We start from the raw sequence: 22878 nt of genomic DNA on the forward strand, positions 1-22878 counted from the left end.
CGGACATCCGGGGCGGCCGGCGGGACGCCGTCGGCGTCAGTCCAGCCGCCACTCCCCGACCACGAAGGCCTGGGCCACCGGCCCGTCGTGCGACAGGCTCAGGTGCCACACCGCATGACCGGCGGCACCGAACCGGTTGGCCAGTGCCCCTGCGACCCGGGCCTCCAGCGCCGGAGCCAGCCGGATGAACGGCCGACCCCAGCGGTCCTTGACCACCTCGATCTGTGACCAGTCCATCTGTGCACCCGGGATCTCGTCCCCGGCGTCGGCGAGGGTCCAGGCCTTGTAGAAGGCCTCCTTCGCCGCCCACCGGGCCGCCAGGTGCTGCGCGAGGTGTCCACTGGTTTCAGCCAGCCTCCGGCACTCCCGCCGCTCCGCCCCGGTGAAGGACGACGCGAACTTCGACCCGGGCAGCTCCAGCTGCTCGGCGAAGGACGGGATGTCTACGACATCCACGCCCACGCCCAGCGTGAACGGCCGCGACGGCACCGGATCCACCGGGTCCACCGGACCACGCACACTCAGCGGGTCGTTCACCGGGTCAGTCACCGGAACAGTCCGTCCTCACCGGCGCGGGTCGCCGGGTCGAGCAGCATCGCCGGCTCGACCTCGTCGATGTCCACACCGTCGGCGAACCGTCGGTGGTCGATCTCCTCGAACAGTGCCTTGTGGCCGAGCATGCCCGCCTCGCGGCGGCGCACACCGGCACGCAGCCGTGCGGACGCCCGCTCGACCCACTGCGCGGCGGCGTCCTCACCGAGCTGGGACGCCACGGCGACCCGGAACGCCTCCGGGTGGACCAGGGCGAGCAGCGCGGAGACGTGACCGAAGCCCAGCGAGGTGAGCAGACCGGCCTTCACCGTGCGGTGCAGCTGCATCGGCTCGCGCAGCCACACCAGGTCCGGCGAGGCCGCCATCTCCGGGTCCACACAGTCCAGCGACCGGTTGGCGGGGATCCGCGCGGTGCGGAACATGTCGCCGAGCCCGGCGGTCTGGAAGACCGCGGCGCCACCCTTGGCGTGGCCGGTGAGCGTCTTCTGGGACACGACGTAGAGCGGGTTGCCCTTCGTGCGTTCCAGCGCGCGGGCCAGGCGGGTGTGCAGCTTCGACTCGTTCGGGTCGTTGGCGTTGGTGGAGGTGTCGTGCTTGGAGACGACGGCGATGTCGTCGGCGCTGACACCCAGCGTCGCCAGGGTGCGGGCCAGACGGGAGTCCGTCCCACCGCGGCCGGCGGCCAGCGCACCCATGCCCGGGGCGGGGATGGAGGTGTGCGCACCGTCGGCGTAGGAGGCGGCGAAACCGACCACGGACTGCACCGGCAGACCCATCTTCGCGGCGACGGAGCCGCGGGCCAGCAGGATGGTGCCGCCACCCTGGGCCTCGACGAAGCCGCCGCGGCGGCGGTCGTTGGCCCGGGAGTAGAAGCGCTCGTTGAGGCCCTTGCCCGCCATCTTGTCGGAGTCCGCGGTGGCGTTCATGTTGGCGAAGCCGGTGATGGACTCCACCGAGATGTCGTCGGTGGCGCCGGCGACGACGAAGTCGGCCTTACCGCAGTGGATCTTGTCCACGCCCTCCTCGACGGAGACCGCGGCGGTGGCGCAGGCGCCGACCGGGTGGATCATCGCACCGTAGCCGCCGACGTAGGACTGCATGGTGTGGGCGGCGACGACGTTGGGCAGCGTCTCCTGGAGGATGTCGGACGGGATGTCCTCCTCGAGGAAGCGGTCGAGGAAGAGCTTGCGCATGGAGCTCATCCCGCCGAAGCCGGTGCCCTGGGTCATGGCGACGTCGGCCGGGTGGACGTACTGCAGGATCTCGGCCGGGGTGAAGCCGGCGGAGAGGTAGGCGTCCACCGCGGTGACGAGGTTCCAGATCGCGATGCGGTCCACGGCCTCGACCATGGCGGCCGGGATGCCCCAGCGCTGCGGGTCGAAGTCGGTCGGGAACTGGCCGCCGACCTTGCGGGCCAGCGTCGCGCGGCGCGGCACCCGGGTGCGGGCGCCCGGCAGCCGGGTGACGGACCATTCGCCGGTCTCCTCGTCCTGCGTGGCGCGGGTGAACGCCGGGTCGTTGTCGACGAAGGAGGCGGCGTCCTCGGCGGAGTCGACGGCGAAGGTGACCTCGCGGTCGAGGAAGATCTCGACCTCCTGCGGGGTGTGGAGGTCCTCGAGCGCGTTGTCGTCGACGAAGGTGCGCACGCCGGCGCGGGCGGCGACCTCGTCGCGGTAGCGGGTGAAGATCTCCTCTTCGGGGACGATGTCACCGTCGGTGTTGTACCAGCCGGCGACGGGGGTGTCCTTCCAGGTCAGCAGGCCGGTCATCCAGGCGAGTTCGAGCACGCCGGCGGCGGTCAGGTCGACCGAGCCGTCGGAGCGGATGCCGTACTCGGCCTCGAAGCGGGTGCGCCCGGAGCCCCAGGCACTGATCTCGCCGAGGCCGACGATGACGACCATGTCCTCGAGGGACTGGGTGACGGTGCCCCACCTGTCACCGGAGGCGTCGGCGCCGGCGACCGGCTGGCTGACGCGCACCGGGTTCGGCAGGGCGTCGACGGTGACCGGGGCCGTGCCGGACGCCGCGGCGGCACCGGTGGTGCCGTCGGTGGCGGCGGCGTCGGCGAGGGCCTTCTCCCGCAGGGCGGGCAGGTCGATGGCGCCGAGTCCGCCGGTGAGGTCGGCGTCGACCGGGCCGGCCAGCGCCTTGTCCCGGGTCTGCGCGGAGCACAGGTCGACGAGCTCGCCGGCGATCTCCGCCGGGGTCCAGACGTGCACGCCGGCCTCGGTGGCGGCGCCGACGAGCGGGTCGTTGCCGCCCATCAGACCGGTGCCGGAGACCCAGCCGATGCGCGGGTGCGCGATGGTGACGCGTCCGCCGGCACCGCCCCAGGGCTCGTTGTGCCACTTGTTGCAGATGGCGTCGAAGGCGGCCTTGGCCTCGCCGTAGGCGCCGTCGCCGCCGAAGGTGCCGCGGTTCGGGGAGCCGGGCAGCACGACGTGCAGGCGGTGGGCGAGGTCGGCCTCGTGGCCGATGCGGGACAGGGCGGTGAAGGACCGCTCCACGCTCCACAGCAGCAGGCGGGCCTGGGTCTCGGCGTTCGCGCCGGCGTCCTCGACGGTGCCGGTGACGGACGGGGCGGCGAAGGGCAGGAACAGGTCCGGCACGAGGGCGGGCTTGATCTGCTTCTTCTCGGAGCCGACGGTCTCGGTCTGCTCGGTGCCGATCCACTCCACCAGCGCGTCGATGTCGCGGTAGGAGGAGAGGTTGGCGGGCACGAGCCAGATCTGTGCGGCGGCGGACGCGCGCTCGCGGTAGAGCTGCTTGACGAAGGCCAGCCGGGCGGCGCTGATGCGGGAGGCGGTCATGACGACCGTGGCACCCTCGGCGAGCAGGTCGCCGACCACACCGCCGGCGATGGAGGCGGGCGTGACGCCGGTGACGACGGCGACCTGGCCGTCGAACCGGCCCGGGGTCGTGTCGCGTGCCTCCTCGGCGATGGCGCGGAAGCGGGCGGCCAGGGACGTGTCGCCGGCCGCGTCGGCGTGCGCGGCGCGGAACTCGGCGTGCTTCGCGACGGTCTCGCCGGTGCCGGCGAAGGTGACGGTCCCGGCCAGTTCCTCACCGTTGGCGATGCGGGCGATGTCCTCGCGGGCGGTGGCCCACCGGTCGTCGACGAGGACGGCGCGTGCCGGGTCGAAGACCGGGGCGACCAGCTGCGGCCAGTTCGAGCCGAGTTCCTCGCTGACGGCCTGGATGACCGTGGCGTTCTCCTCGGCCTCCGGGTCGGTGAACGGGGTGGCCTCGGGGACGTCGAGGTCGAGGTCGTGGAGCAGGTGGCGGGCCAGGTTGGCGAGCACACCCTCGTCGCCGGTGACCTCGGACGCGAAGGCGTCGAGGGCGGCGGAGTCCACGGTGCCGCCGCCGGCGGCGCCACCGGCGGCCGGCATGGCGACCGGGATGCCGTGGGCGGCACCGACCTGGGCGACGGCCTCGTCGATGAGGGCGGTGACGTCGGCCATGGAGGTGGCGGCGGTCGGCAGGGTGGCCAGGTCGCCGCCGCGGGAGGACGCCCCGTCGCGGGATCCCAGCAGGATCTGCGCGGTGGTGTGGTCGACCCAGCCGGGGCCGAGCTCCCAGGTGCCGGTGACGCGCTCGGCGATGGCGGAGGCCTTCGCCCCGGCGGCGCCGAACAGCTTGCGCAGCCGGTCCTTGACGGCCTCGCCCAGCACCGGCCCGAAGGCGGAGTAGTTGTGGGCGGCGGCGTCGACGGTGACGGAGAGTGTGTCGACGTCGGCCTCGGCGGCACCCTCGACGCTGGACAGGCCCAGCTCGGCGGAGATGTCCATGAGCAGCTGGTTCAGCCGCGAGGACACCCCGTTGGTGAGGGTTCCGGTGGTGTCGGCGCCGCCGATCTGCTCCGGGCGCAGCTTGTTGGCGTAGGCCAGCAGCGTCTTGATCGCGTCGGAGGCGTGGTACGGCAGGTCGGCGGGGCGCTCGACCGAGCCGGCCGGCGCGTGGACGGTCTGCGCGGCGGCGGTCGGGACCGGCTCCTGCACCGGCTCGGGGACCGAGGAGGACGGGGCGGAGGTGTCCGCCTCGGCCTCGGCGACGGCCTGGTCGCCGACCGGCACGGCGGTCGGCTCGGCGACGGTCTCGTCGGCCGGGGCCTCGATGGTCTGGACGTCCTCGTGGTACACGAGCTTCTCGTCGCGCTGGACGTTGCGCACGGCGACGTCGGCGGCGGTGAAGCGCGGCAGCTTCAGGGTCTTGGTCGCCAGGTTGGCCAGCGTCGGCGAGGCGCCGAGGCCGACCTCGACGACCTCGTCGACGTCGAGGCGGTCGGGGGCGAACAGCAGGTCCTGGGTCTCGATCCAGCGGACCGGGGAGGCGAACTGCCAGCACAGCAGCTCGATGAACAGCGTCCGGGCGGTCGTCGCGACGGCGGCGTCGTCGGCGGTGGCGGCGTCCCAGTTGTCGAGCAGGGCCTGGGCCGGCTCGGAGGGGACGACGTCGAGGATCGAGGACACGAACTCACGGCTCAGCTCGAAGGGCCGGGCGACGAGGTTCGGGATGTAGCGGCCGATGAGCATCTCGTGGTTGATGCGCGCGGGCAGCAGGTCGTCGAGCTTCTCCCGGAAGTCCGGCACACCGGGGTGCAGGACGCGGGAGTGGAAGGGCACGTCGATGCCCGGGACCATCATGAACGAACCCTTGCCACCGAAGTCGGCGGTGCGCTTCTTCGCGTCCTTCTCCAGGGCGGCGAGGCCGGCGACGGTGCCGGCGATGGAGTACTGCTCACCGGCGAGGTTGAAGTTCACGATCTCCAGGAACTCGCCGGAGGCCTCGGCGACGGAGTTGACGTACTCGACGACGTGGTCGTCGTCGACACCGAACTGGTTGGGGCGCAGGGCACCCATCCGGTAGTCGGAGCGGCCGTTCTCGTCGCGCGGGATGAGGTGGTGCATCGTGGAACCGCGGTGGAAGACGACCTCCAGCACGGTCTCCAGGTCGATGGTCCCGGCGTAGGCGGACAGGGCGGTGTACTCACCGAGCGAGTGGCCGGCGTAGTAGGCGTCGGAGACCAGGGCATCGGCCTCACGCAGCCGCGCGGTCTGGGCGAGCGCCAGGGTAGCCAGCGCCACCTGGGTGAACTGGGTGAGGTACAGGACGCCGTCCGGGTGGTGGTAGGTCACACCCTTGGCCGTCAGGGAGGTGGGGTTGTCGCGCACGACGGTGAGGATGGAGAAGTCCAGTGCCGCACGGGTGTGGGCATCGGCCCGCTCCCAGACCTCGGCGGTCGCCTTCGAGGCGGCACGCTCGTCGAGGCCCATGCCCTTGGCCTGGATGCCCTGGCCGGGGTAGACGTAGGCGGTGACCGGGGCAGCGGTGACGGCGGTGCCCTGGGAGACCAGCTCGTCGCCGATGCGGCAGGTGACCTCCAGCAGCAGACCGCCGCCGGCGACCCGGCCGGCGCGCTCGACCTGGATGTCCACCGGGTCGCCGAGCTGGACGAGCCCGAACATGCGGTAGGTCCAGCCGAGGATGGTGTGCCCGGCACCGGCCGCGGACGCGGCGTGCTGGGCGGTGGCCGACAGCCACATGCCGTGGACCAGCGGTGCCTGCAGTCCGGCGACGCGGGCGGCGACATGGCTGGTGTGGATCGGGTTGAAGTCACCGGAGACCCAGGCGAACGGGGTCATCTCGGCCGGGGCGTTCACCCGGGTGCGCAGCAGGGTGGAGCGCGGGGTGTCGGTGATACCGCCGTCGACGGCCGCGGCGATGCCGCCGGCGGGTGCCGGGTCGGCCGGCGGGGTGGTGCCGAAGGCGCGACCGCGGATGGCGAAGCGCTCGGTCTGGATACCCAGGTAGGTGCCGTCGGCGTCCCGCATCTCGTGGTGGACGGTGACGACGCGGCCGGAGGAGGATTCCTCGATACCGGCGGCCCAGCTGGTGATCTCGACCGCCAGGCCCGGCTTCCCCGCCTTCTCGGCGGCGGCGGCGCGGGCGGCGAGGTCCTCGGCGGACACCTCGAGGGCGGCCGAGTGGTCGAGGTGGACCGCGTTGAGCAGGCCCTCGATGACCGGGAAGTCGTCGACGTTCGCCGAGCCCAGGGCGGCGTAGATCGCCGGCCAGCAGGTACCGAGCAGGGCGTCCGGCACGATGGTGGCGCGGTGGTCGCCGGCGCCGCGGCCGGTGAGGTCACCGAGGGCGGCACCGGTGACCCCGGCGTGCTCGGCGCCGAGCGCGGACGTCAGGTGGTAGGTGTAGCTGAACCGGCCGAAGGGGGCGTCGGCGGACTCGGAGCCGTCGATCCGGGCGGGCATCCGGTCGATGACGTCACCGGTGACGGCCGTGTTGCCGACACCGGCGGTGCCGGCGAGCAGACCGTACATGGTCGCCGGCAGGCGCTCCTCGTCGACGACGGGCAGGGCGCCGGTGGTGACGGAGTCCGACAGCAGCAGCGGGATCGGCAGGCGGCGCACGGCGTGGACGCGGTCGGCGCCCTCACCGGCGGCGGTGCCGTCCCAGGCGGTGTCGAGGTGCAGGTCGATGGTGACCTTCACCGGGCTGCCGGCAGCGGCGTCCCCGGCAGGCTCCTCGATGATGAGCTCGTACTTCTCCGCGTCGATGACGTGGGCGGGGTTGTCCATGAGGTGCCCGGTCCAGGAGATGTACGGGGTGGCCTGCAGGTAGGAGGCCACATCCGTGGCGTCCGCGGTGCGCGACCAGGCGGTCACGACCGGGGCGTCCTCGACGTGGTGGCGGCCGGAGCCGGCGACGCGCTCCCGGCAGGCGTCCTCGAAGCGGCCGAGGATGGAGGCGACGGGCTCGTCGACGGTGGTGATGCCGGAGACCGAGACCGGTCCCGGGATGATGCGCACCTGGTCGGCGGTGTAGCGGTCGTCCTGGGCCTGCCACAGGCCGTCCTTGCCCCACCAGCTCAGCAGGTCCTCGTCGATGGCGGGGACAAAGCCCATCGGCTTCGGGTACTTGCGGCACAGCGCGACGAACCAGGCGGTGTCCAGCGGGGTGAGCGTGTCGACCTCGGCCGAGGGGTAGGCCTCGACGAGGGCGGCGATGGCGGCCGCCGGGTCCTCGGCGGACTCCACCGTCGGGAAGAGGGTCTCGACCGGGCCGTACTCGGCCGGGGTGAGGCGCGCCTCGACACGCTGCAGCAGCTCCTGGAAGCGCTGCAGCCAGGACGGGTCGACCCAGGGGAAGGACAGGTCGGCGAAACGGCGGACGACCTGGGCGTAGGTCATCTCCTCCAGCTCACCGAAGTAGGGCTTGGCGGTCTTGTCCAGCGCGGCGATGATCTCGTCGCGGCGGGCGTTGACGGCCTCGAGGTTCGACCCGATCTCCTGGATCAGCCGCATGCACTTCGCGGCGGAGTTGTCGATCTCGTGGATGTCGGCACGCAGGTGCGACAGGCCGGAGGTAGCGCCGCCGGCGGTGTGACCGGGGGCGATCCAGCCGCCGTTGGGGGCGGTGAGGGCGGCGCCGGTCTCGTCGGCGACACCGGGGGTGTCCACCAGCAGCTGCTTGATCTCCGGGGTGGTCTTCGCCTCCTTCGCGGTCATCGCGGCGGTGCCGACCATCACGCCGTCGACCGGCATGGCGGGCAGGCCGAGGGCACGCGACCAGTCACCGGACAGGTAGTCCGCGGCGCGCTCCGGGGTGCCGATGCCGCCGCCGACGCACAGCACGACGTTGGGCTGACGGCGGATCTCCGCGTAGGTGGCGGTGAGCAGGTCGTCGAGGTTCTCCCAGGAGTGGTGGCCACCGGCGTGACCGTCCTCGACCTGGAGGATGAGGCTGGCGCCGGTGTCCTCGATCTGGCGGGCGATGCCCAGGCCGGCGCGGATCTGCGCGACGGTGCCGGGCTTCACGGCGATGTGGGAGAAGCCGGAGGCGCGCAGCGAGGCGATGAGCTCCGGGGCCTCGTCGGGCTCCGGGATGCCGGCGGAGATGACCACGCCGTCGATCGGGGCACCGGACTCGCGGGCCTTGGAGACCACGCGCTGGCCGCCGAAGTGGAGGTTCCACAGGTAGCGGTCCATGAACATGGCGTTGAACTCGGCGGCCCGGCCCGGCTCGAGCAGGCTCTTGAGCTTGGTGAGGTTGTGGTCGAAGACCTCGGCGGTGACCTGGCCGCCACCGGCCATCTCGGCCCAGTACCCGGCGTTCGCCGCGGCGGCGACGATCTCCGGGTCGACGGTGGTCGGGGTCATGCCGGCGAGCAGCACCGGGGACCGGCCGGTCAGCCGGGTGAAGGCGGTCTCCACCGAGCGGCCGCCCGGCAGATCCAGCAGGCGCGGGGCGAAGGCGGACCAGTCGACGGTGCGGGCCGGGTCCTCCCCCGGCGCCGCGAGGGCGTCCACGTCGGTGAGGGTGCCGGCGACGGCGACTCCGGCGCCGGTGCCCTCGATGAGGTCGGCGGAGAGCTTCGAGACGACCCGGCCGGGGCCGAGGTCGAGGAACCAGGCGGCGCCGGCGTCATGGGCGGCGGTGATCTCCCCGACCCAGTCGACATGGTCGGTGAGCACGGCACGGGCCAGGGACTCCACCCCGGCGAGGTCGTCGAGGCCGCAGGTGCGGGCCCAGGCGGTGACCTGGGCGACGGCGTCCTCCATGAGGGTGTGGTGGAACGGGACGGTGACGTCCAGGTACTCCATCACCGGGTTCAGCGGGGCACCGCCGCGGGCCTTGGCGGCCAGCTCGGCGGCGTCCTTCTCGCCGAGGACGCTGATGGTCTTCTCGACCACACCGAGGTCCTCCGGCGTGCCGGAGAGGATGAAGCGACGGTGGCCGTTGCGGATCGCGACCTGCACGTCATTGCCGGACGCACCGCCGGCCTCCTCGCGCACCTCGGCGAGGACGCGGTCGAGGGTGGCGCGGTCGAGGCCGCGGACCGAGAGCATCGGGGTGGCGGCCCCGCCGCCGAGACCCAGGCTGCGGGTCGCGCGGGAGGCGGCGGCACCGATGAGCCGGGCGACGGCGAGGACGCGGGCGGCGTCCCCCTCGGTGACCAGTGCGGCGCCGAGCACGCCCTGGGAGTGGCCGAGGGCGCTCGCGCGACCGTCGGCGACGGCCGTGGTGGCGTCGAAACCGGCGTTCTTCAGCGCGGTGAGCAGGGCGAACTGTGCCAGCGTGATGCCGGGGACCGAGAGGGCGGCGTCCGCGCTGGTGGTGGCGGTGAGGCGCTCGAGGGTGAGCGGGCCGGCCGCGGCGGCGGTGACCTGGGCGGCGACGGGCGCGAGGCGGGCGTCGGTGGCGCTCAGCAGGTCCCGGGCGGCGGCGGCGAGCGCCGGGTCATCGGCGATCTCACCGAGTGCGGGGATCCACGGGGTCGCCTGACCGCCGAAGAGCAGCGCGACATGGTCGGTGCCCGCGGTCAGGCGGGACAGGAAGCTGGTGTGGGGCATGGTTACCTTGGTGTCCTTTACAGGGGAACGGTGACGGGAGGAGGAGTCGGGGGTGTCGCTCGCGGAACCCGTCACAGGGGCCCGTTGGAGTGGTACTTGAACCGGTTGAGGTCGCGGTGCTTGGTGCGCAGCGCGCGCAGGGCGGCGGCGATCGTGTCGCGGGTGTCGATCGGCTGGACGATGCCGTCGAGCTCACCCATCTCGACGGAGAAGTTCGGGTTGATGTTCTTCGCGGCGTATTCGTCGGAGAGCTGCTTGGCCACGGCGGCCTGCTCGTCCTCCGGCGCAGCCTTGATGTCGCGGCGGTTGAGGATCTGCACGGCGCCGTCGGCGCCCATGACGGCGATCTCCGCGTTCGGCCAGGCGTAGGCGTAGTCCGCGCCGATGCCCTTGGAACCCATGACGATGTAGGCGCCGCCGTAGGCCTTCCGGGTGATGACGGTGATCATCGGGACCGTGGCGTTGCCGTAGGCGTAGATGACCTTCGCGCCGCGGCGGATGATGCCGGCCCGCTCCTGTTCGGCGCCCGGCAGGTAGCCGGGGACGTCGACGAGGGTGATGACGGGCAGGCCGAAGGCGTCGCAGCAGCGCACGAAGCGGGCGGTCTTCTCGGAGGACTCGACGTCGAGGGTGCCGGCGTTGTGCATCGGCTGGTCGGCGACGATGCCGACCGGGGTGCCCTCGAGGCAGGCGAAGCCGATGACCATCGACTTCGCCCAGTGCTCCTGGACCTCGACGAACTCGCCGTGGTCGACGAGGGCCTCGATGACGTCGACGACGTCGTAGGGCATCCGCGGGTCGGCGGGGATGATGTCGCCGACGCCCATCGCGGACTCGATGTCCTCGGCGCTGGGCTTGTAGGAGTAGGTCGACTGGTCGGCGTTGCAGTTCTGCGGCAGGTAGTCGAGCAGGCTGCGGGCGTAGTCGAGCGCGTCCTCCTCGTCCTCGGCGAGGTAGTGCGCCACACCGGAGACGGAGTTGTGCATCTCGGCGCCACCGAGGTCGTCGAGGCTGATCTCCTCACCGGTCACGGCCCGGACGACATCCGGACCGGTGACGAACATGTGGGCGTTCTCCTTGGTCATGACGACGAAGTCGGTCATGGCCGGGGAGTACACCGCGCCGCCGGCGCAGGGGCCGAGGATGACGGAGATCTGCGGGATGAACCCGGAGGCCCGGCAGGACGCCCGGAAGATCCGGCCGTACATGGCCAGACCACCCACGCCCTCCTGGATGCGGGCGCCGCCGGAATCGAGCAGTGCGAAGCACGGGACGCCCTGTTCGACGGCGCGCTCGATGAGGTCGGTGATCTTCTCGCCCTCGACCTTGCCGAGCGTGCCGCCGCGGACGGAGAAGTCCTGGGAGTACACGGCGACGGGGCGGCCGCCGACGGTGCCGAAGCCGGTGGCGACGGCGGCGCCGAGGAACCCGGACGCCGGGTCGCCGCCGAAGAAGCGGCCGTGCTCGACGAAGGATCCCTCGTCACAGAGCATCTCGATCCGCTCGCGGGCGGTCAGCTTGCCCTTGGCGTGCTGGAATTTCTTCGCCTTCTCGTCGGCGGCGGCGGTCAGTGCCGCGTAGTCGACGGTGGTGGACTGTGCCGTGGTCATCTACGCCTCCTCGGTGGTCTCGGTGGTGTCAGCTGCGTCGGTCGCGTCTGCTGCGTCTGCTGCGTCGATGTGCAGCAGCGGGGTGCCGGCCGGGACGTTCTGCCCGATCTCGACGTCGAAGGAGGTGAGCACACCGGTCGCCGGGGCGTGGATGTACTTCTCCATCTTCATGGCCTCGAGGACGATGATGACGTCGCCCTCGGTGACCTGCGTGCCGGGCTCGGCACCCATCCGCACGACGATGGCCTGCATCGGGGCGAGCAGCGCGCCGTCGGCGGTGAGGCCCTCCCCGGCCTCGGGGGCGGCGTCCGCCTTCTTCGCACGGCGGCGGGAACCGCGCAGCGGCTGGACGCGACGGCGGGCGTTGCTGCCCAGCTCACCGAGCGAGTCGCCGAGGTTCCCGATGCCCGACTGCATCATCGAGCCGAGGCCGGCCAGGGAGGCCAGGCCCTCCGGCAGGGTGATCTTGTGGCGGCGGCCGTCGATCTGGGCGGTGAAGGTGCGCAGCGCCTCGGCGATGGCGTGACCCACGCCGTCCTCGCCGTCGCCGTCCCCGCCGTCCTTCGCGTCTGTGCCGTCCTTGCCGCCCTTCTTGCCGAGCTTCACCCAGTCCTCGTCGGACAGGCCCGGCAGGAAGGTGTTCTCCAGCCAGCGGGTGCGGACCTGCAGGTCGGCGTGCTCGTTGGTCGCGTCGAAGTCCGGGTGGGCGATGATGAGGTCGAGCAGCGGGGTGACCGTGGCGATGCCCTTGATCTCCAGCTCGGCCAGGGCCCGGCGGGCGCGCGCGATGGCGCGGGCGCGGGTCGGTCCGGTGACGATGAGCTTGGCGATCATCGAGTCGAACTCCGGGGAGACCTTGTCGCCGAGCCGGACGCCCGTCTCGATGCGGATGCCGTGGCCGGCGGGCCAGGTGAGCTCCTTGATCTTGCCGGCCGCGGGGGCCAGGTCGTTCGCCGGGTCCTCGGAGGTCAGCCGCAGTTCGATGGAGTGACCGCGGACCTCGGGGACGGCGGGGATCTCGCCGCCGTCGGCGATGGTGATCTGCGCCTCGACGAGGTCGAGTCCGGTAACTTCCTCGGAGACGGTGTGCTCGACCTGGAGGCGGGGGTTGACCTCGAGGAAGTGGAGGTTCCCCTCGTCAGTGAGCATGAATTCGCAGGTGCCGAGGCCGACGTAGCCGGTCTCGTCGAACAGGGCCTTCGACCAGGCGGTGAGCGTCTCGGCGGCGCCGGCGGGCAGGAAGGGAGCCGGGGCCTCCTCGATGACCTTCTGGTTACGGCGCTGCACGGAGCAGTCGCGGGTGGTGACCACCGCGAAATTGCCGTGCGAGTCCCGCATGCACTGGGTCTCGATGTGGCGGCCCGAGGTGATGAACTTCTCGATGAAGAACTTGCCGAGGTCGCCGCCGGCCATGGCATGGCCTGCGGCGAAGTTCTTCACGTCCTGCTCGTCGCGCATGACCTCGATACCGCGGCCACCGCCGCCGTCGGAGCGCTTGAGGACGATCGGGAAGCCGTGTTCGGCGACGAAGGCGTCCACCTCGGCCATGTCGGAGACCGGGTCGACGGTGCCGGGCACCGGCGCGACACCCGCGGCGATGGCGACCCGGCGCGCACTGATCTTGTCGCCGAGCTGGCTGATCGTGTCGGCGGTCGGGCCGAGCCAGGTCAGGCCGGCGTCCGCGATGGCGCGGGCGGCCTCGGGAACCTCGGAGAGGAAACCGTAGCCCGGGTGGACGGCGTCCGCACCGGAGCGCTCCGCGATGTCGATGATCTTGGCGACGTCGAGGTAGGTCTCCTGGAGGGTGGTGCCCTCCAGGGCGTAGGCCTCGTCGGCAAGGATGACGGCCGGGGACTCGATGTCCTGGTCGGAGTACACGGCGACTGAGCGCAGACCCAGGTCTCGGCAGGTCCGGACGACACGGGCGGCGATCTCGCCGCGGTTCGCCACGAGAATGGTGGACAGCATCAGGCTCCTTTCGGGAGGCGGATGAGAGGGACGTGACGCGCGACAGACCGGACCCGGTGTTCACGGGATTCACCCCCGGTGCTGCGCGCACGGATAAGCCATCACGCTAGGCTCCCCCACCGATACTGAGACCACTGTGAGTGTCACATAGATACTGTTTCACCCCCGGGACGGCACACCCCCGCTCCCCCACCGCGCCGGGATTCCACCGTCATTTTCCATGTCAGACGGGAAACATATTCTTTCTGAAAGTTCCTTCACCACTCCTCCGCCGCCACCCCCTCCCCCTGAGAGGACGGCGGCACAGAGTGTGTCCCGCATCACTGTATTGCGAAAGCATTAACTACATAGTCATGCGACGGAAGAAACGATCTCCGGGACGAGGGACTCCATCGCCCGCTCCGCCACCGCCGCGATCGTCATCGACGGATTGCACGCCGCCGTCGTCCCCGGGATCAGTGCCCCGTCCAGCACATACAGTCCCGGCTGCCCGGACACCCTGCCCTCCAGGTCGCAGACCGGCCCCATGCACGCCCCACCGAGGGAGTGCCAGGTCGAGTTCACCATCGTGTTCGTGTCCGTGAGCATGCCGTGGGCACCACCGGCGGTGATGATCCGGTCCGCCGTGGGACGGATGTACCCGGTGATGAGCTCACCGTCACCGCCCTCGGGCCACTGCAGCACCGCCTGCCCCTCCCCCTTGTCCCAGACGAACCTGCCCCGGGTGTCACTCACGCCGTAGCCGACCATCATCGTTGAGGCGATGTCCGTCCCCATCCCGGGCATGGACGCCTGGATGACCGTGTGGGCGTGGTTGACGTCGTCCCACAGCATCGTGCCGTAGACCACCGGACCGCCCTGCACCGGGCCGAACCCGGCACCCGGATCACTCCAGACGTAGATGCGGTCGCCGTTGGTGCCCCAGCCCTCGCCCAGGGCGTCCGGCAGATCGGGGACGGTGCCGGTGTTCTTCGCCCGCAGCAGCAGCCGCGTGGTGTTGATGCTGCCGGCGCCCATGATGACCCGGTCGGTGGTGATGACCTGGTGCTGCAGCGGGACGCCCGCATCGTCGGTGTGGTCGGCGTGGACCCGCCACCGGCCGTCCTTCAGCCGCTCGATGTCCGTGACCTCGGTGCAGGTACGGATCTCGGCGAGGCCGGTGGCCTCCGCCGCGGCGATGTAGGTGACGTCGACGGAGTGCTTGCCGCCGTTGTTCACGCCCATCGCGCCGGAGCCGTCGGTATAGGAGGGCTTCATCTCGCCCCGCAGTTCCCGGCGCGCGTAGTCCCAGTCGATGGGCATCGGGATCTTCTCCGGGGTCAGGCCGGCATCACGGCAGCGCTGGGCGAAGACGCGGGCGACCTTGTAGTTGTCGGAGGCGATGATGTCGTCCGGGCAGGTCTGCAACTGCAGCATCCCGGCCACCCGCGGGTAGTGGACCCGGTGCATCCGGTCCCAGTCGAGTTCCTCCGGGAAGTGCGCGTTGAACAGGTCCTTCGTCGGCTCCAGCGACATGCCCTGGTACACCAGGGACCCGCCGCCGAGACCGGTGGGGCACAGTGCGGTCATCGTCGGGGTGGCGACCGCCTCGAGGATGCCGACATAGGGGTCGACCGGGAAGTACCGGCCGAACAGCTGCGGGGCGGACCGGTGCCACAGGAACCGCTTGTCGGGGGCCGTGGCGCTGGGGAAGGTGTCCGCGTCCGGGCCGGTCTCCCACCGGCGACCGCGTTCCAGGACGGTGACGGGGACGCCCGCCTCGGTCAGCCGGAGTGCGGACACTCCCCCGCCGAAGCCGGAACCGACGATGACGACCTTCCGGTCCTCGGCGACGGTGGGGGCGTTGTCGTCCCCGGTGCCGGGGCGGGGCGCGGGGCCGGAGGACCCGATGATGCCGCCGCTCCCGGCCGAACCCGTCTGGGCGGACGCCGTTGCGGTGGCGGCGGCACCGAGCGCACCGGTGATGCCGAGGGCGGCGGAGCGGATGAGGAACTGGCGGCGGGAGGAGGACAGGGCGGGTCCGGCAGGATCTGTGGAGGGGTGTTCAGTATGTTTCACATAACGTTTTATATCCGACAGCATCGGTGCTGTCCCGGGTATCGCGGAACCGGGTCAGCGGATCCCGGGTCAGCAGCCGGGGTCACGGCAGCGGGCTCACGGCAGCCAGGTCACGACGAGCAGTCGCGCTCCGCCGTCGGTGCGCCGGACCTCCCCCATCCCCTCGCGCCACGGGACGAGGACGTCGAAGGTGCCGTCGAGCAGCACGGCGGCCAGGGCGTTGTCGACCGGCATCGCGGCGTCCACGACATGGACCTCGAGCCGGCCGGCGGCGGGACTGTCCCGGTCCACCATGAGGTTGAGCGCCTGCGTCCGGCGTGGAAGTGCACTCAGCGTGACCTCCGCTTCGCCGGGGAAGGCGTACGAGGTCAGCGCGGTGACGGGGACGTGCTCGCCGTCGACGGTGAGCCCGATCCCCTCGACAGGTGTGTGGATCCGGTCGATGCCCGGCATCGGGGAGTAGGGCCCCGTGGAGGTCAGGGAGGCGAGGCTGAGGCGCCAGCGGCCGTCGACCGGGAAGTCGCGGCGGTAGAACAGAGCGCTCTCGTCAGCGGAGATGAGCTCGGTGGTGCTCCCCCTGCCGTTGATCCAGGGCTGCGGCGACAGGTCAGTGGTGTGGCGCAGGGTGCGCCAGGCGGTGGTTGTGGTGGTCACGGTGTCCAGTATGCCTGCGGGGGCGGACGTGGCGCCGCCGGTGACGGGTGGCTGTCGCACTGTCGGCGCGGGTGCCACCTTCGTCGGGCGCAACCGGTTCCGGCGCAACCGGTGTCCGCATCGCGCGACGCCAGGATGGTCCGGACCGAGTCAGACCATCCTCACGTCGCGCGATGCGGACATACGGCGGACATGCAGGGGTGCGGTCCCGGATGTGCCGGACGTCCCCGGGGTCTACCGCACCGGCGTCCGACCCTCGAAGGCCCGCGACAGGGTCAGCTCGTCGACGAACTCCAGGTCCCCGCCCATCGGGATCCCCGAGGCCAGGCGCGACACGGTCAGCCCCGGGAAGTCCTTGAGCAGCTTCCCGAGATAGGCTGCCGTCGCCTCGCCCTCGGTGTTCGGGTCGGTGGCGATGATGACCTCGGTGATCTCCGGCGGATCAGGCAGTTCACCGTCGGCGGCGGGCACATCGTCGATGCGTCCGGCGATGCGCTGGACCAGTGCGGTGACGTTGAGTTCCTTCGGGCCGACCCCGTTGAGCGGGTCGAGGGCACCGCCGAGGACGTGGTAGCGGCCCCGGTATTCACCGGTGCGCTCGATGACCTCGATGTCCTTCGACTCCTCGACGACGCAGACCGTGGAGGTGTCCCGCGAGGAGTCCGCGCAGATCCGGCAGACGTCCTCGGAGGAGATGTTGTGGCAGATGCGGCAGAACCGCACACCCTTCTGCAGTCGTTCCAGCGCGCCGGTGAGCCGCTGCAGGTCCTCGGGCTCGACCTGCAGCAGGTGGAAGGCGATGCGTTGTGCGCTCTTCGGGCCCACCCCGGGAAGCCGGGAGAACTCGTCGATGACGTCCTGGAGCGGACCCTCGAACAACTCCGGCCCCCTAGAAGCCCAGGCCGCCGAGGCCCTGGGTCAGCGGCCCCATCTTCTCCTGGGAGAGCTGCTGCAGGTTGTCGTTGGCGGCCTGGAAGGCGCCGATGATGAGGTCCTGGAGGGTCTCGACGTCCTCCGGGTCGACGACGGACGGGTCGACGGTGACGTCCTGGACGGCACCGGAGCCGGCGAGGGTGACCTTGACCAGACCGTTGCCGGAGGTCCCTTCGACGGTGGAGGCCGCGATCTCGGCCTGGGCCTCCTGCAGCTTCTGCTGCATCTGCTGGGCCTGGGCCATGATCTGGTTCATGTCGGGCTGGGGCACGGTTGTTCCTCTCGGTCGGGGTGTTCGGGTGGCGAGTCTACCGGCAGTCACCGGGTGCGCTCGGCACCGAGACTCTTCTCCAGCATCTCACCGGCGATTTCGATCGCGGTGCGGTGGTCGAGGTTGGACTGCGCCGGATCGCTGATCTGGGCGAGCGCCTCCTCCGCCTCCTGCCGGGCCTGCCGTTCCGGGTCTTCCGGGTCTTCCGGGTCTTCGGCGGTGACCTGCGGCGGTGCATCGTCCCACGGATCCGCCGGCGGTTCATCGGGCAGCGGGACGCCGTCGAAGCCGTGGGACTCGTTGTAGTCCCGCTTGGCGGTGCTGCGTGCCATGCGCGCCCGCCAGCCGGTCAGCGGCTGGTCATCAGCGGTGCCGGACGCCTGGTCCGGTGCACTGTGCTGCACCCGGTTCCGGGGTTCGGTGTGGGACGCCGCCCGCGGTGCGGGGCGGTGCTGTTCCTGCGGGGCCTGGTCCTGCTGCTCCCGGGCGCGCTGCAGTGCCACGGCCACCGGATCAGCGGGGCCGGCAGGCTCAGCGGGCTCAGGGGCAGGCGGCTCGGGGGCCGCCTCAGCTTTTCCCGGGGCCTCCTGCGGCGGATGCTGCTGGTCCGGCTCCGGTTCAGGTGCCGGTCGCTGTACCGGTTCCTGGGCTGGTCGCTGTGCCGGGGCCGACGATGGTCCGGGTGCCGGCACGGCAGCATCGGCGGGAACCGTACCGACCACTGCGGTGACCTGCACCGGGTGGCCGGTGACCTGCTCGGCGGCTGCGACATAGGACGCCGCGTTGCCGGGCGCGTTGATGAAGTTCGCCAGCGCTCCGGTGTGGTGGTGCAGGACGATGGTCGGGACACCGTCCGCGGTGACCGGCCCGGCGACAGGGGTGGCGCCGCGGGCGGCGATCCAGGCACTGAGGTTCGTGGACTTCAGGGTGTCGAGGATCTCCGACCAGCGGACCACGTCATCCGACTGCTCCTGCCGGTCCGGCTCCGGCTCCGGCGCGGTGGCCTGCTCCGGCTCCACGTCCTGCGCCGGTTCCGGCTCCGGTTCCGGCACCGGTGCCGACGCAGGTTCCGCCTCGGCCTCCGGCTCCGGTTCGGGCGCGGGTGCCGACGCGGCGGCAGCCACGGGCCCCCGCTCCTCGACGGCTCGCCGCCGGTTGCGCCGCATGATCTCGCGGGCACGATCGGCCTCGCTCATCTCCTCGTCCGCCGCGGCGGCGGACTCCTGCACCCGTTCCGGCGCCGGTTCCGGCGCCGGCTCCTGCGGTGCCGCGGGCCGGGTGGGCTGCGTCGGATCCTGGGTCTGCCCCGCGACCTGCTCCCCGGCAGGCTCCCGGGCGGGGGCGGGCGCCGGTGCCGACTGTGCCGGGGCGTCCTGTGCAGCAGGGGTCTCTGCCGCCGCCCTGCGCTGCGCAGCTTCCCGCTGCGCAGCTTCCCGCTGTGCAGCCTCCCGCTGCGCCGCTTCCCGCTGGGACTTGCGCACGTAGCGGGTCCCACCGGAGGCCGCGGCCACCGCCGGGGCGACCGAGGCGTCCTGCCCCGGTGCGGTCGCGCCCGCGGCGGACCCGGCCGGAAGAGCCTTCCCCGCCTCGAGCGCCTCCACGCGCTGCGCGAGTGCCTCCACGGTCATTCCGGCGGCCGGCAGTGCCATCCGGGCACAGAGGATCTCCAGCAGCAACCGCGGGGAGGTCGCCCCCCGCATCTGCATCAGCCCCTCATTGACCAGCGCCGCACAGCGGGTCAGCGTCGCCTGGCCGAGCTCCCCGGCCTGGCGTTCCAGTACCTCACGCTGCCCGGCGGGGGCGTCCACCAGGCCGTTGTCGAAGGCGTCCGGCACCGCCTGGACGACCAGCAGGTCCCGGAACCGGTCGAGCAGGTCGGTCGCGAACCGGCGGGGATCGTGGCCGGCGTCGATGACGTCCCCGACCACCGAGAACAGCCCGGCCTGGTCCTGGGCGGCCAGGGCGTCCACCGTCGTGTCGAGCAGGGCCGCGTCCGTCACCCCCAGCAGCGACACGGCGCGGGAGTAGGTCACCCCCTCCGGGCCGGACCCGGCGAGGAGCTGGTCCATGATCGACAGCGAGTCACGCGGGGACCCGCCGCCGGCACGGATGACCAGCGGATAGACCGAATCCTCGACCTGCACACCCTCCTCGCCGCAGATCCGCGACAGCAGACCGCGCATCGCCGGCGGGGTGAGCAGCCGGAACGGGTAGTTGTGGGTGCGCGACCGGATGGTCTGGAGCAGTTTCTCCGGCTCGGTCGTCGCGAAGATGAAGATGAGGTGCTCCGGCGGCTCCTCGACGATCTTGAGCAGCGCGTTGAACCCCGCCTGGGAGATCATGTGCGCCTCGTCGATGATGAACACCCGGTAGCGCGATTCTGCCGGGGCGTAGAACGCCCGGTCCCGCAGCTCACGCATGTCGTCGACACCGTTGTGCGTCGCCGCGTCCAGCTCGGTGACGTCGAGGGTCCCCGGCCCGCCGGGTGCCAGGGCGATACAGGAATCGCACTTCCCGCAGGGCGTCGACGTCGGCCCCTCGACACAGTTGAGGGAACGCGCCAGGATCCGCGCCGACGACGTCTTCCCGCAGCCGCGCGGGCCGGAGAAAAGGTAGGCGTGGTTGATACGGCCGCTGTCCAGTGCGTTGCACAGCGGCTCGGTCACATGTTCCTGCCCCACGACCTCGGCGAATGTCGCCGGCCGGTACTTCCTGTAAAGAGCCACGGGCACCAGCCTACAAGGCCCCCCGGACAGCTACCGCCAGACGTCGTTGAGGTTGACCCCGTTGACCGCGAGGACCTGCTGCAGCGCGCCGACGCCCTTCTCCGAGGCGATGCGGAACTCCGGCTCGGAGATCATCACGAGCTGGGCGACGACCGTCATCCGGCCCGGGTGGGTGTACTCCTGCCGGGGCCCGGAACTGTGCCGGCCGGCCGCATCCCTCTCGAGCACGTGGGGGACCCCGTCCTCCCACAGGAACGGCGGCACGAGCAGCCCGTGGACCGTCGTCATCGTCTCGTCGACGTGCCAGCCCAGGTTCGGCAGCAGCAGGCCCGGCTGCGGCGACCGCTGCATCGGGTCCATCGCCACCATCGAGGCGGCGGCGGTGACCAGATCCGCGGCGGCGCGGCTGTGCCCGCTGGTCACCGTGATGAACTCGACGCGCAGGTCCGCACCGTCCGCGGTGACGAGCCCGGGTTCGATCCGGGCGGCGTCCAGCGTCATCGCCACGGTCTCCTCCGGCACCTCCGGATCGGACGCCCCTCCCAGCGGGACGGCCGCGACGGTGAACTCCGGGAAGCCGGTGTTCACCCGCCGGGTGCTGATCTCGGGGTCGCCGGGGAGCAGGTCACCGGCCCAGTACGTCGTCTCCTGGAGGTTCACGGGTGCGCCTGCTCCCCTACTTCGCCGACTCGACGGCCGCGAGCAGGATGCAGGTCGCCACCCCGTCCATCGCGACCTCGACCTCGTCCAGCGGCGGCATCGACGGTGCCAGGCGCAGGTTGCGGTCGTTCGGGTCGTGGTGCAGCGGGAACGACGATCCGGCACCGGTCAGCGCGATGCCGGCCTCCTTCGCCAGGGCCACCGCGCGGGCGGCGGTGCCGTCGACCATGTCCACCGAGATGAAGTAGCCGCCGGCAGGGTGCGTCCACTCGGCGACGCCGGTGCCGCCGAGACGGCGCTCCAGGATGTCGGTGACCGCCCGGAACTTCGGGGCGAGGATCCCGGCGTGCTTGCGCATCACCGCGTACACCCCCTCGGTGGAACCGAAGTAGCGGGCGTGGGCGAGCTGGTTGACCTTGTTCGGGCCGATGCCGCGGACGTTCGCGATGGAGCGGTACCAGTCCAGGTTCTCCTTCGAGGAGTGGAAGAAGGCGACGCCGGAGCCGGCGAACGTGATCTTCGAGGTCGAGGACATCACCCAGAACCGGTTCGGGTTCCCGGCCGCGGCGGCGAAGCCGACGACGTCGATGATCTCCGGGAACTCGTCGGTGAGGGTGTGCACCGCGTAGGCGTTGTCCCAGACGATGCGGAAGTCGGGGGCCGCGGTCTCCATCGCCGCGAGACCTTCGGCGACCTCGCGGCTGACCGAGTGACCGCTGGGGTTGGAGAACACCGGCACCGTCCACATGCCCTTGACCTGCGGGTCCTTGACGAGTTCGCGGACGGCCTCCAGATCGGGGCCGGTCTCGGTCATCGGGACGGTGAGCATCTCGAAGCCGAAGGTCTCGGTGATGGTGTGGTGGCGGTCGTAGCCGGGGACCGGGCAGATCCACTTGACGGTCTCCCCCGCGCCCCACGGCTGCGGCGAGTCGTTGTTGCCGAAGGTCACGGACCAGGAGATGAGGTCGAACATGATGTTCAGGCTGGAGGAGTCCGCGGCCATGAGCAGTGCGGGATCGATGCCCAGCACACCGGCCCACAGGTCACGGATGTCGGCGATGCCGTTGGCGCCGCCGTAGTTGCGGACGTCCACGCCGTCGCTGGTGCGGTAGTCGTCGGCGCCGGGCAGGGCCAGCAGGTCGTGCGCGAGGTCCAGCTGCTCGACGGAGGGCTTGCCGCGGGTGAGGTCGAGAGACAGGTTCCGGTCCTTGAGCTCCTGGTAGGACGCCCTGATATCGGCCTCGTGCGCGAGCAGGTGTGCGATGTTTTCGGTGGTCAGCTTCATGGGCCCGGAGGTCCTCCTCGACTGTGACTTCGGCAGGCGGACGGCGACGACGGTGCTGCCGACGTCCACGGGAGTTGTTTCGGTCCCCGAGTCTAGCCTTACCCGCACATCCGCACCGGCAGGTGCTCCCTCGTCCGGTAGCCCCGGGCCAACCGTGATGTACCCCGCCCCGGTCCCCGTGGGAGTTCCCCTGAAGCCCCCTGAAGTTTGAAGGACCCCGCGCACCCGTCAGAGCTCGCTGACCCTTGCTGCATTCCTGCCCTGGGGGAGTTCACAAGATGCACGCCGCACGGGATCCGGGGGTCATAGTATCGCAGCCGCGCGCAGAGGTCCAAGACCGGGAGGACGAGGGGATACCGGGAGGACGCCGAAGGGTGCCGCCCCTGTCCCACCGGGGCCCCTGCGCCTGTCCGGCCACTGTCCCGCACCTTGTCCCGCTCCTTGTCCCGCCACCTCCCCGACCCCGGCCGTTTTCCGCAGATATGTCCGGCCACCTGCGCTTTTGTCCGGGCTGGACACGATGTGTATAGTTTGGCGACGGAGGATTCGACTAGCGGCCTATGTCACACGCCTGGAACGCGTGAGGGAGTCACATCCCACAGGGGTTCAAATCCCCTATCCTCCGCCAACGGGAACCCCCGGTCCGATGGACCGGGGGTTCCGTCGTATGCGGATACTCCCCTTCATGGTGCCGGGACCGCATACTGCGCTCGCAGATACGGCAGATACGGCTTAATCGGGGGTCAACGGCAGATACTGCACCCGCTGTCACCGCCGACGGGGCGGAAAC

Annotated in this window: 11 protein-coding genes, 1 tRNA gene and 1 other RNA gene; 1 reads left to right on the forward strand and 12 read right to left on the reverse strand. The window is 71.3% G+C overall.

Features of this window, described 5'->3' with window-relative positions; genetic code table 11:
• Positions 1-36: 36 nt before the first annotated feature.
• From acpS to ffs, 12 genes are all read right to left on the reverse strand, one after another.
• Positions 37-549, reverse strand: a complete 513-nt coding sequence (acpS, locus tag FSW06_RS07800; protein ID WP_010121102.1) for a holo-ACP synthase AcpS — start codon at positions 547-549, stop codon at positions 37-39.
• Entirely contained in the window at positions 546-9923 is a 9378-nt protein-coding gene (locus FSW06_RS07805) for a type I polyketide synthase (RefSeq protein WP_010121104.1), read from the reverse strand. Before FSW06_RS07805 ends, acpS begins: the two co-directional genes overlap by 4 nt.
• Positions 9924-9994: 71 nt before the next feature.
• A complete protein-coding gene (locus FSW06_RS07810; RefSeq protein ID WP_010121106.1) occupies positions 9995-11533 on the reverse strand; it encodes an acyl-CoA carboxylase subunit beta in 1539 nt (512 codons plus the stop codon).
• A complete protein-coding gene (locus FSW06_RS07815) occupies positions 11534-13501 on the reverse strand; it encodes an acetyl/propionyl/methylcrotonyl-CoA carboxylase subunit alpha (RefSeq protein ID WP_010121108.1) in 1968 nt (655 codons plus the stop codon).
• A gap of 351 nt (positions 13502-13852) precedes the next feature.
• Positions 13853-15466, reverse strand: coding sequence for a GMC oxidoreductase (locus tag FSW06_RS07820; protein ID WP_476580424.1), 1614 nt, complete (start codon positions 15464-15466; stop codon positions 13853-13855).
• A gap of 189 nt (positions 15467-15655) precedes the next feature.
• Positions 15656-16213, reverse strand: a complete 558-nt coding sequence (locus FSW06_RS07825) for a HutD/Ves family protein (protein ID WP_238525976.1) — start codon at positions 16211-16213, stop codon at positions 15656-15658.
• Positions 16214-16447: 234 nt separating this feature from the next.
• Entirely contained in the window at positions 16448-17092 is a 645-nt protein-coding gene (recR, locus tag FSW06_RS07830; RefSeq protein ID WP_010121113.1) for a recombination mediator RecR, read from the reverse strand.
• Between the two features lie 10 nt (positions 17093-17102).
• Positions 17103-17417, reverse strand: a complete 315-nt coding sequence (locus FSW06_RS07835; protein WP_029449712.1) for a YbaB/EbfC family nucleoid-associated protein — start codon at positions 17415-17417, stop codon at positions 17103-17105.
• A 47-nt stretch (positions 17418-17464) separates the two neighbouring features.
• Positions 17465-20143, reverse strand: a complete 2679-nt coding sequence (locus FSW06_RS07840) for a DNA polymerase III subunit gamma and tau (RefSeq protein WP_029449713.1) — start codon at positions 20141-20143, stop codon at positions 17465-17467.
• Between the two features lie 30 nt (positions 20144-20173).
• The gene (locus tag FSW06_RS07845; protein ID WP_010121116.1) at positions 20174-20803 is read right to left on the reverse strand and encodes a hypothetical protein; all 630 of its coding nucleotides are present in this window, start codon (positions 20801-20803) and stop codon (positions 20174-20176) included.
• A 16-nt stretch (positions 20804-20819) separates the two neighbouring features.
• Complete coding sequence (locus tag FSW06_RS07850; protein ID WP_010121118.1) at positions 20820-22088, reverse strand: aspartate aminotransferase type Ic; 1269 nt, start codon at positions 22086-22088, stop codon at positions 20820-20822.
• 206 nt (positions 22089-22294) lie between these two features.
• Positions 22295-22389: signal recognition particle sRNA small type (gene ffs, locus FSW06_RS07855), an RNA gene on the reverse strand.
• A 238-nt stretch (positions 22390-22627) separates the two neighbouring features.
• Here ffs and FSW06_RS07860 point away from each other — a divergent pair.
• Positions 22628-22716, forward strand: a tRNA-Ser gene (locus tag FSW06_RS07860).
• The last annotated feature ends 162 nt before the right edge of the window (positions 22717-22878 follow it).

Origin of the sequence: Corynebacterium nuruki S6-4 (genome assembly GCF_007970465.1) — a bacterium.
Lineage (GTDB): Bacteria > Actinomycetota > Actinomycetes > Mycobacteriales > Mycobacteriaceae > Corynebacterium > Corynebacterium nuruki.

What these genes read in the sequence shown, in the direction of transcription:
- FSW06_RS07805 (WP_010121104.1), bottom strand. Translation starts at nt 9,923, where the DNA reads ATGCCCCACACCAGCTTCCTGTCCCGCCTGACCGCGGGCACCGACCAT.
- FSW06_RS07810 (WP_010121106.1), bottom strand. Translation starts at nt 11,533, where the DNA reads ATGACCACGGCACAGTCCACCACCGTCGACTACGCGGCACTGACCGCC.
- FSW06_RS07815 (WP_010121108.1), bottom strand. Translation starts at nt 13,501, where the DNA reads ATGCTGTCCACCATTCTCGTGGCGAACCGCGGCGAGATCGCCGCCCGT.
- FSW06_RS07850 (WP_010121118.1), bottom strand. Translation starts at nt 22,088, where the DNA reads ATGAAGCTGACCACCGAAAACATCGCACACCTGCTCGCGCACGAGGCC.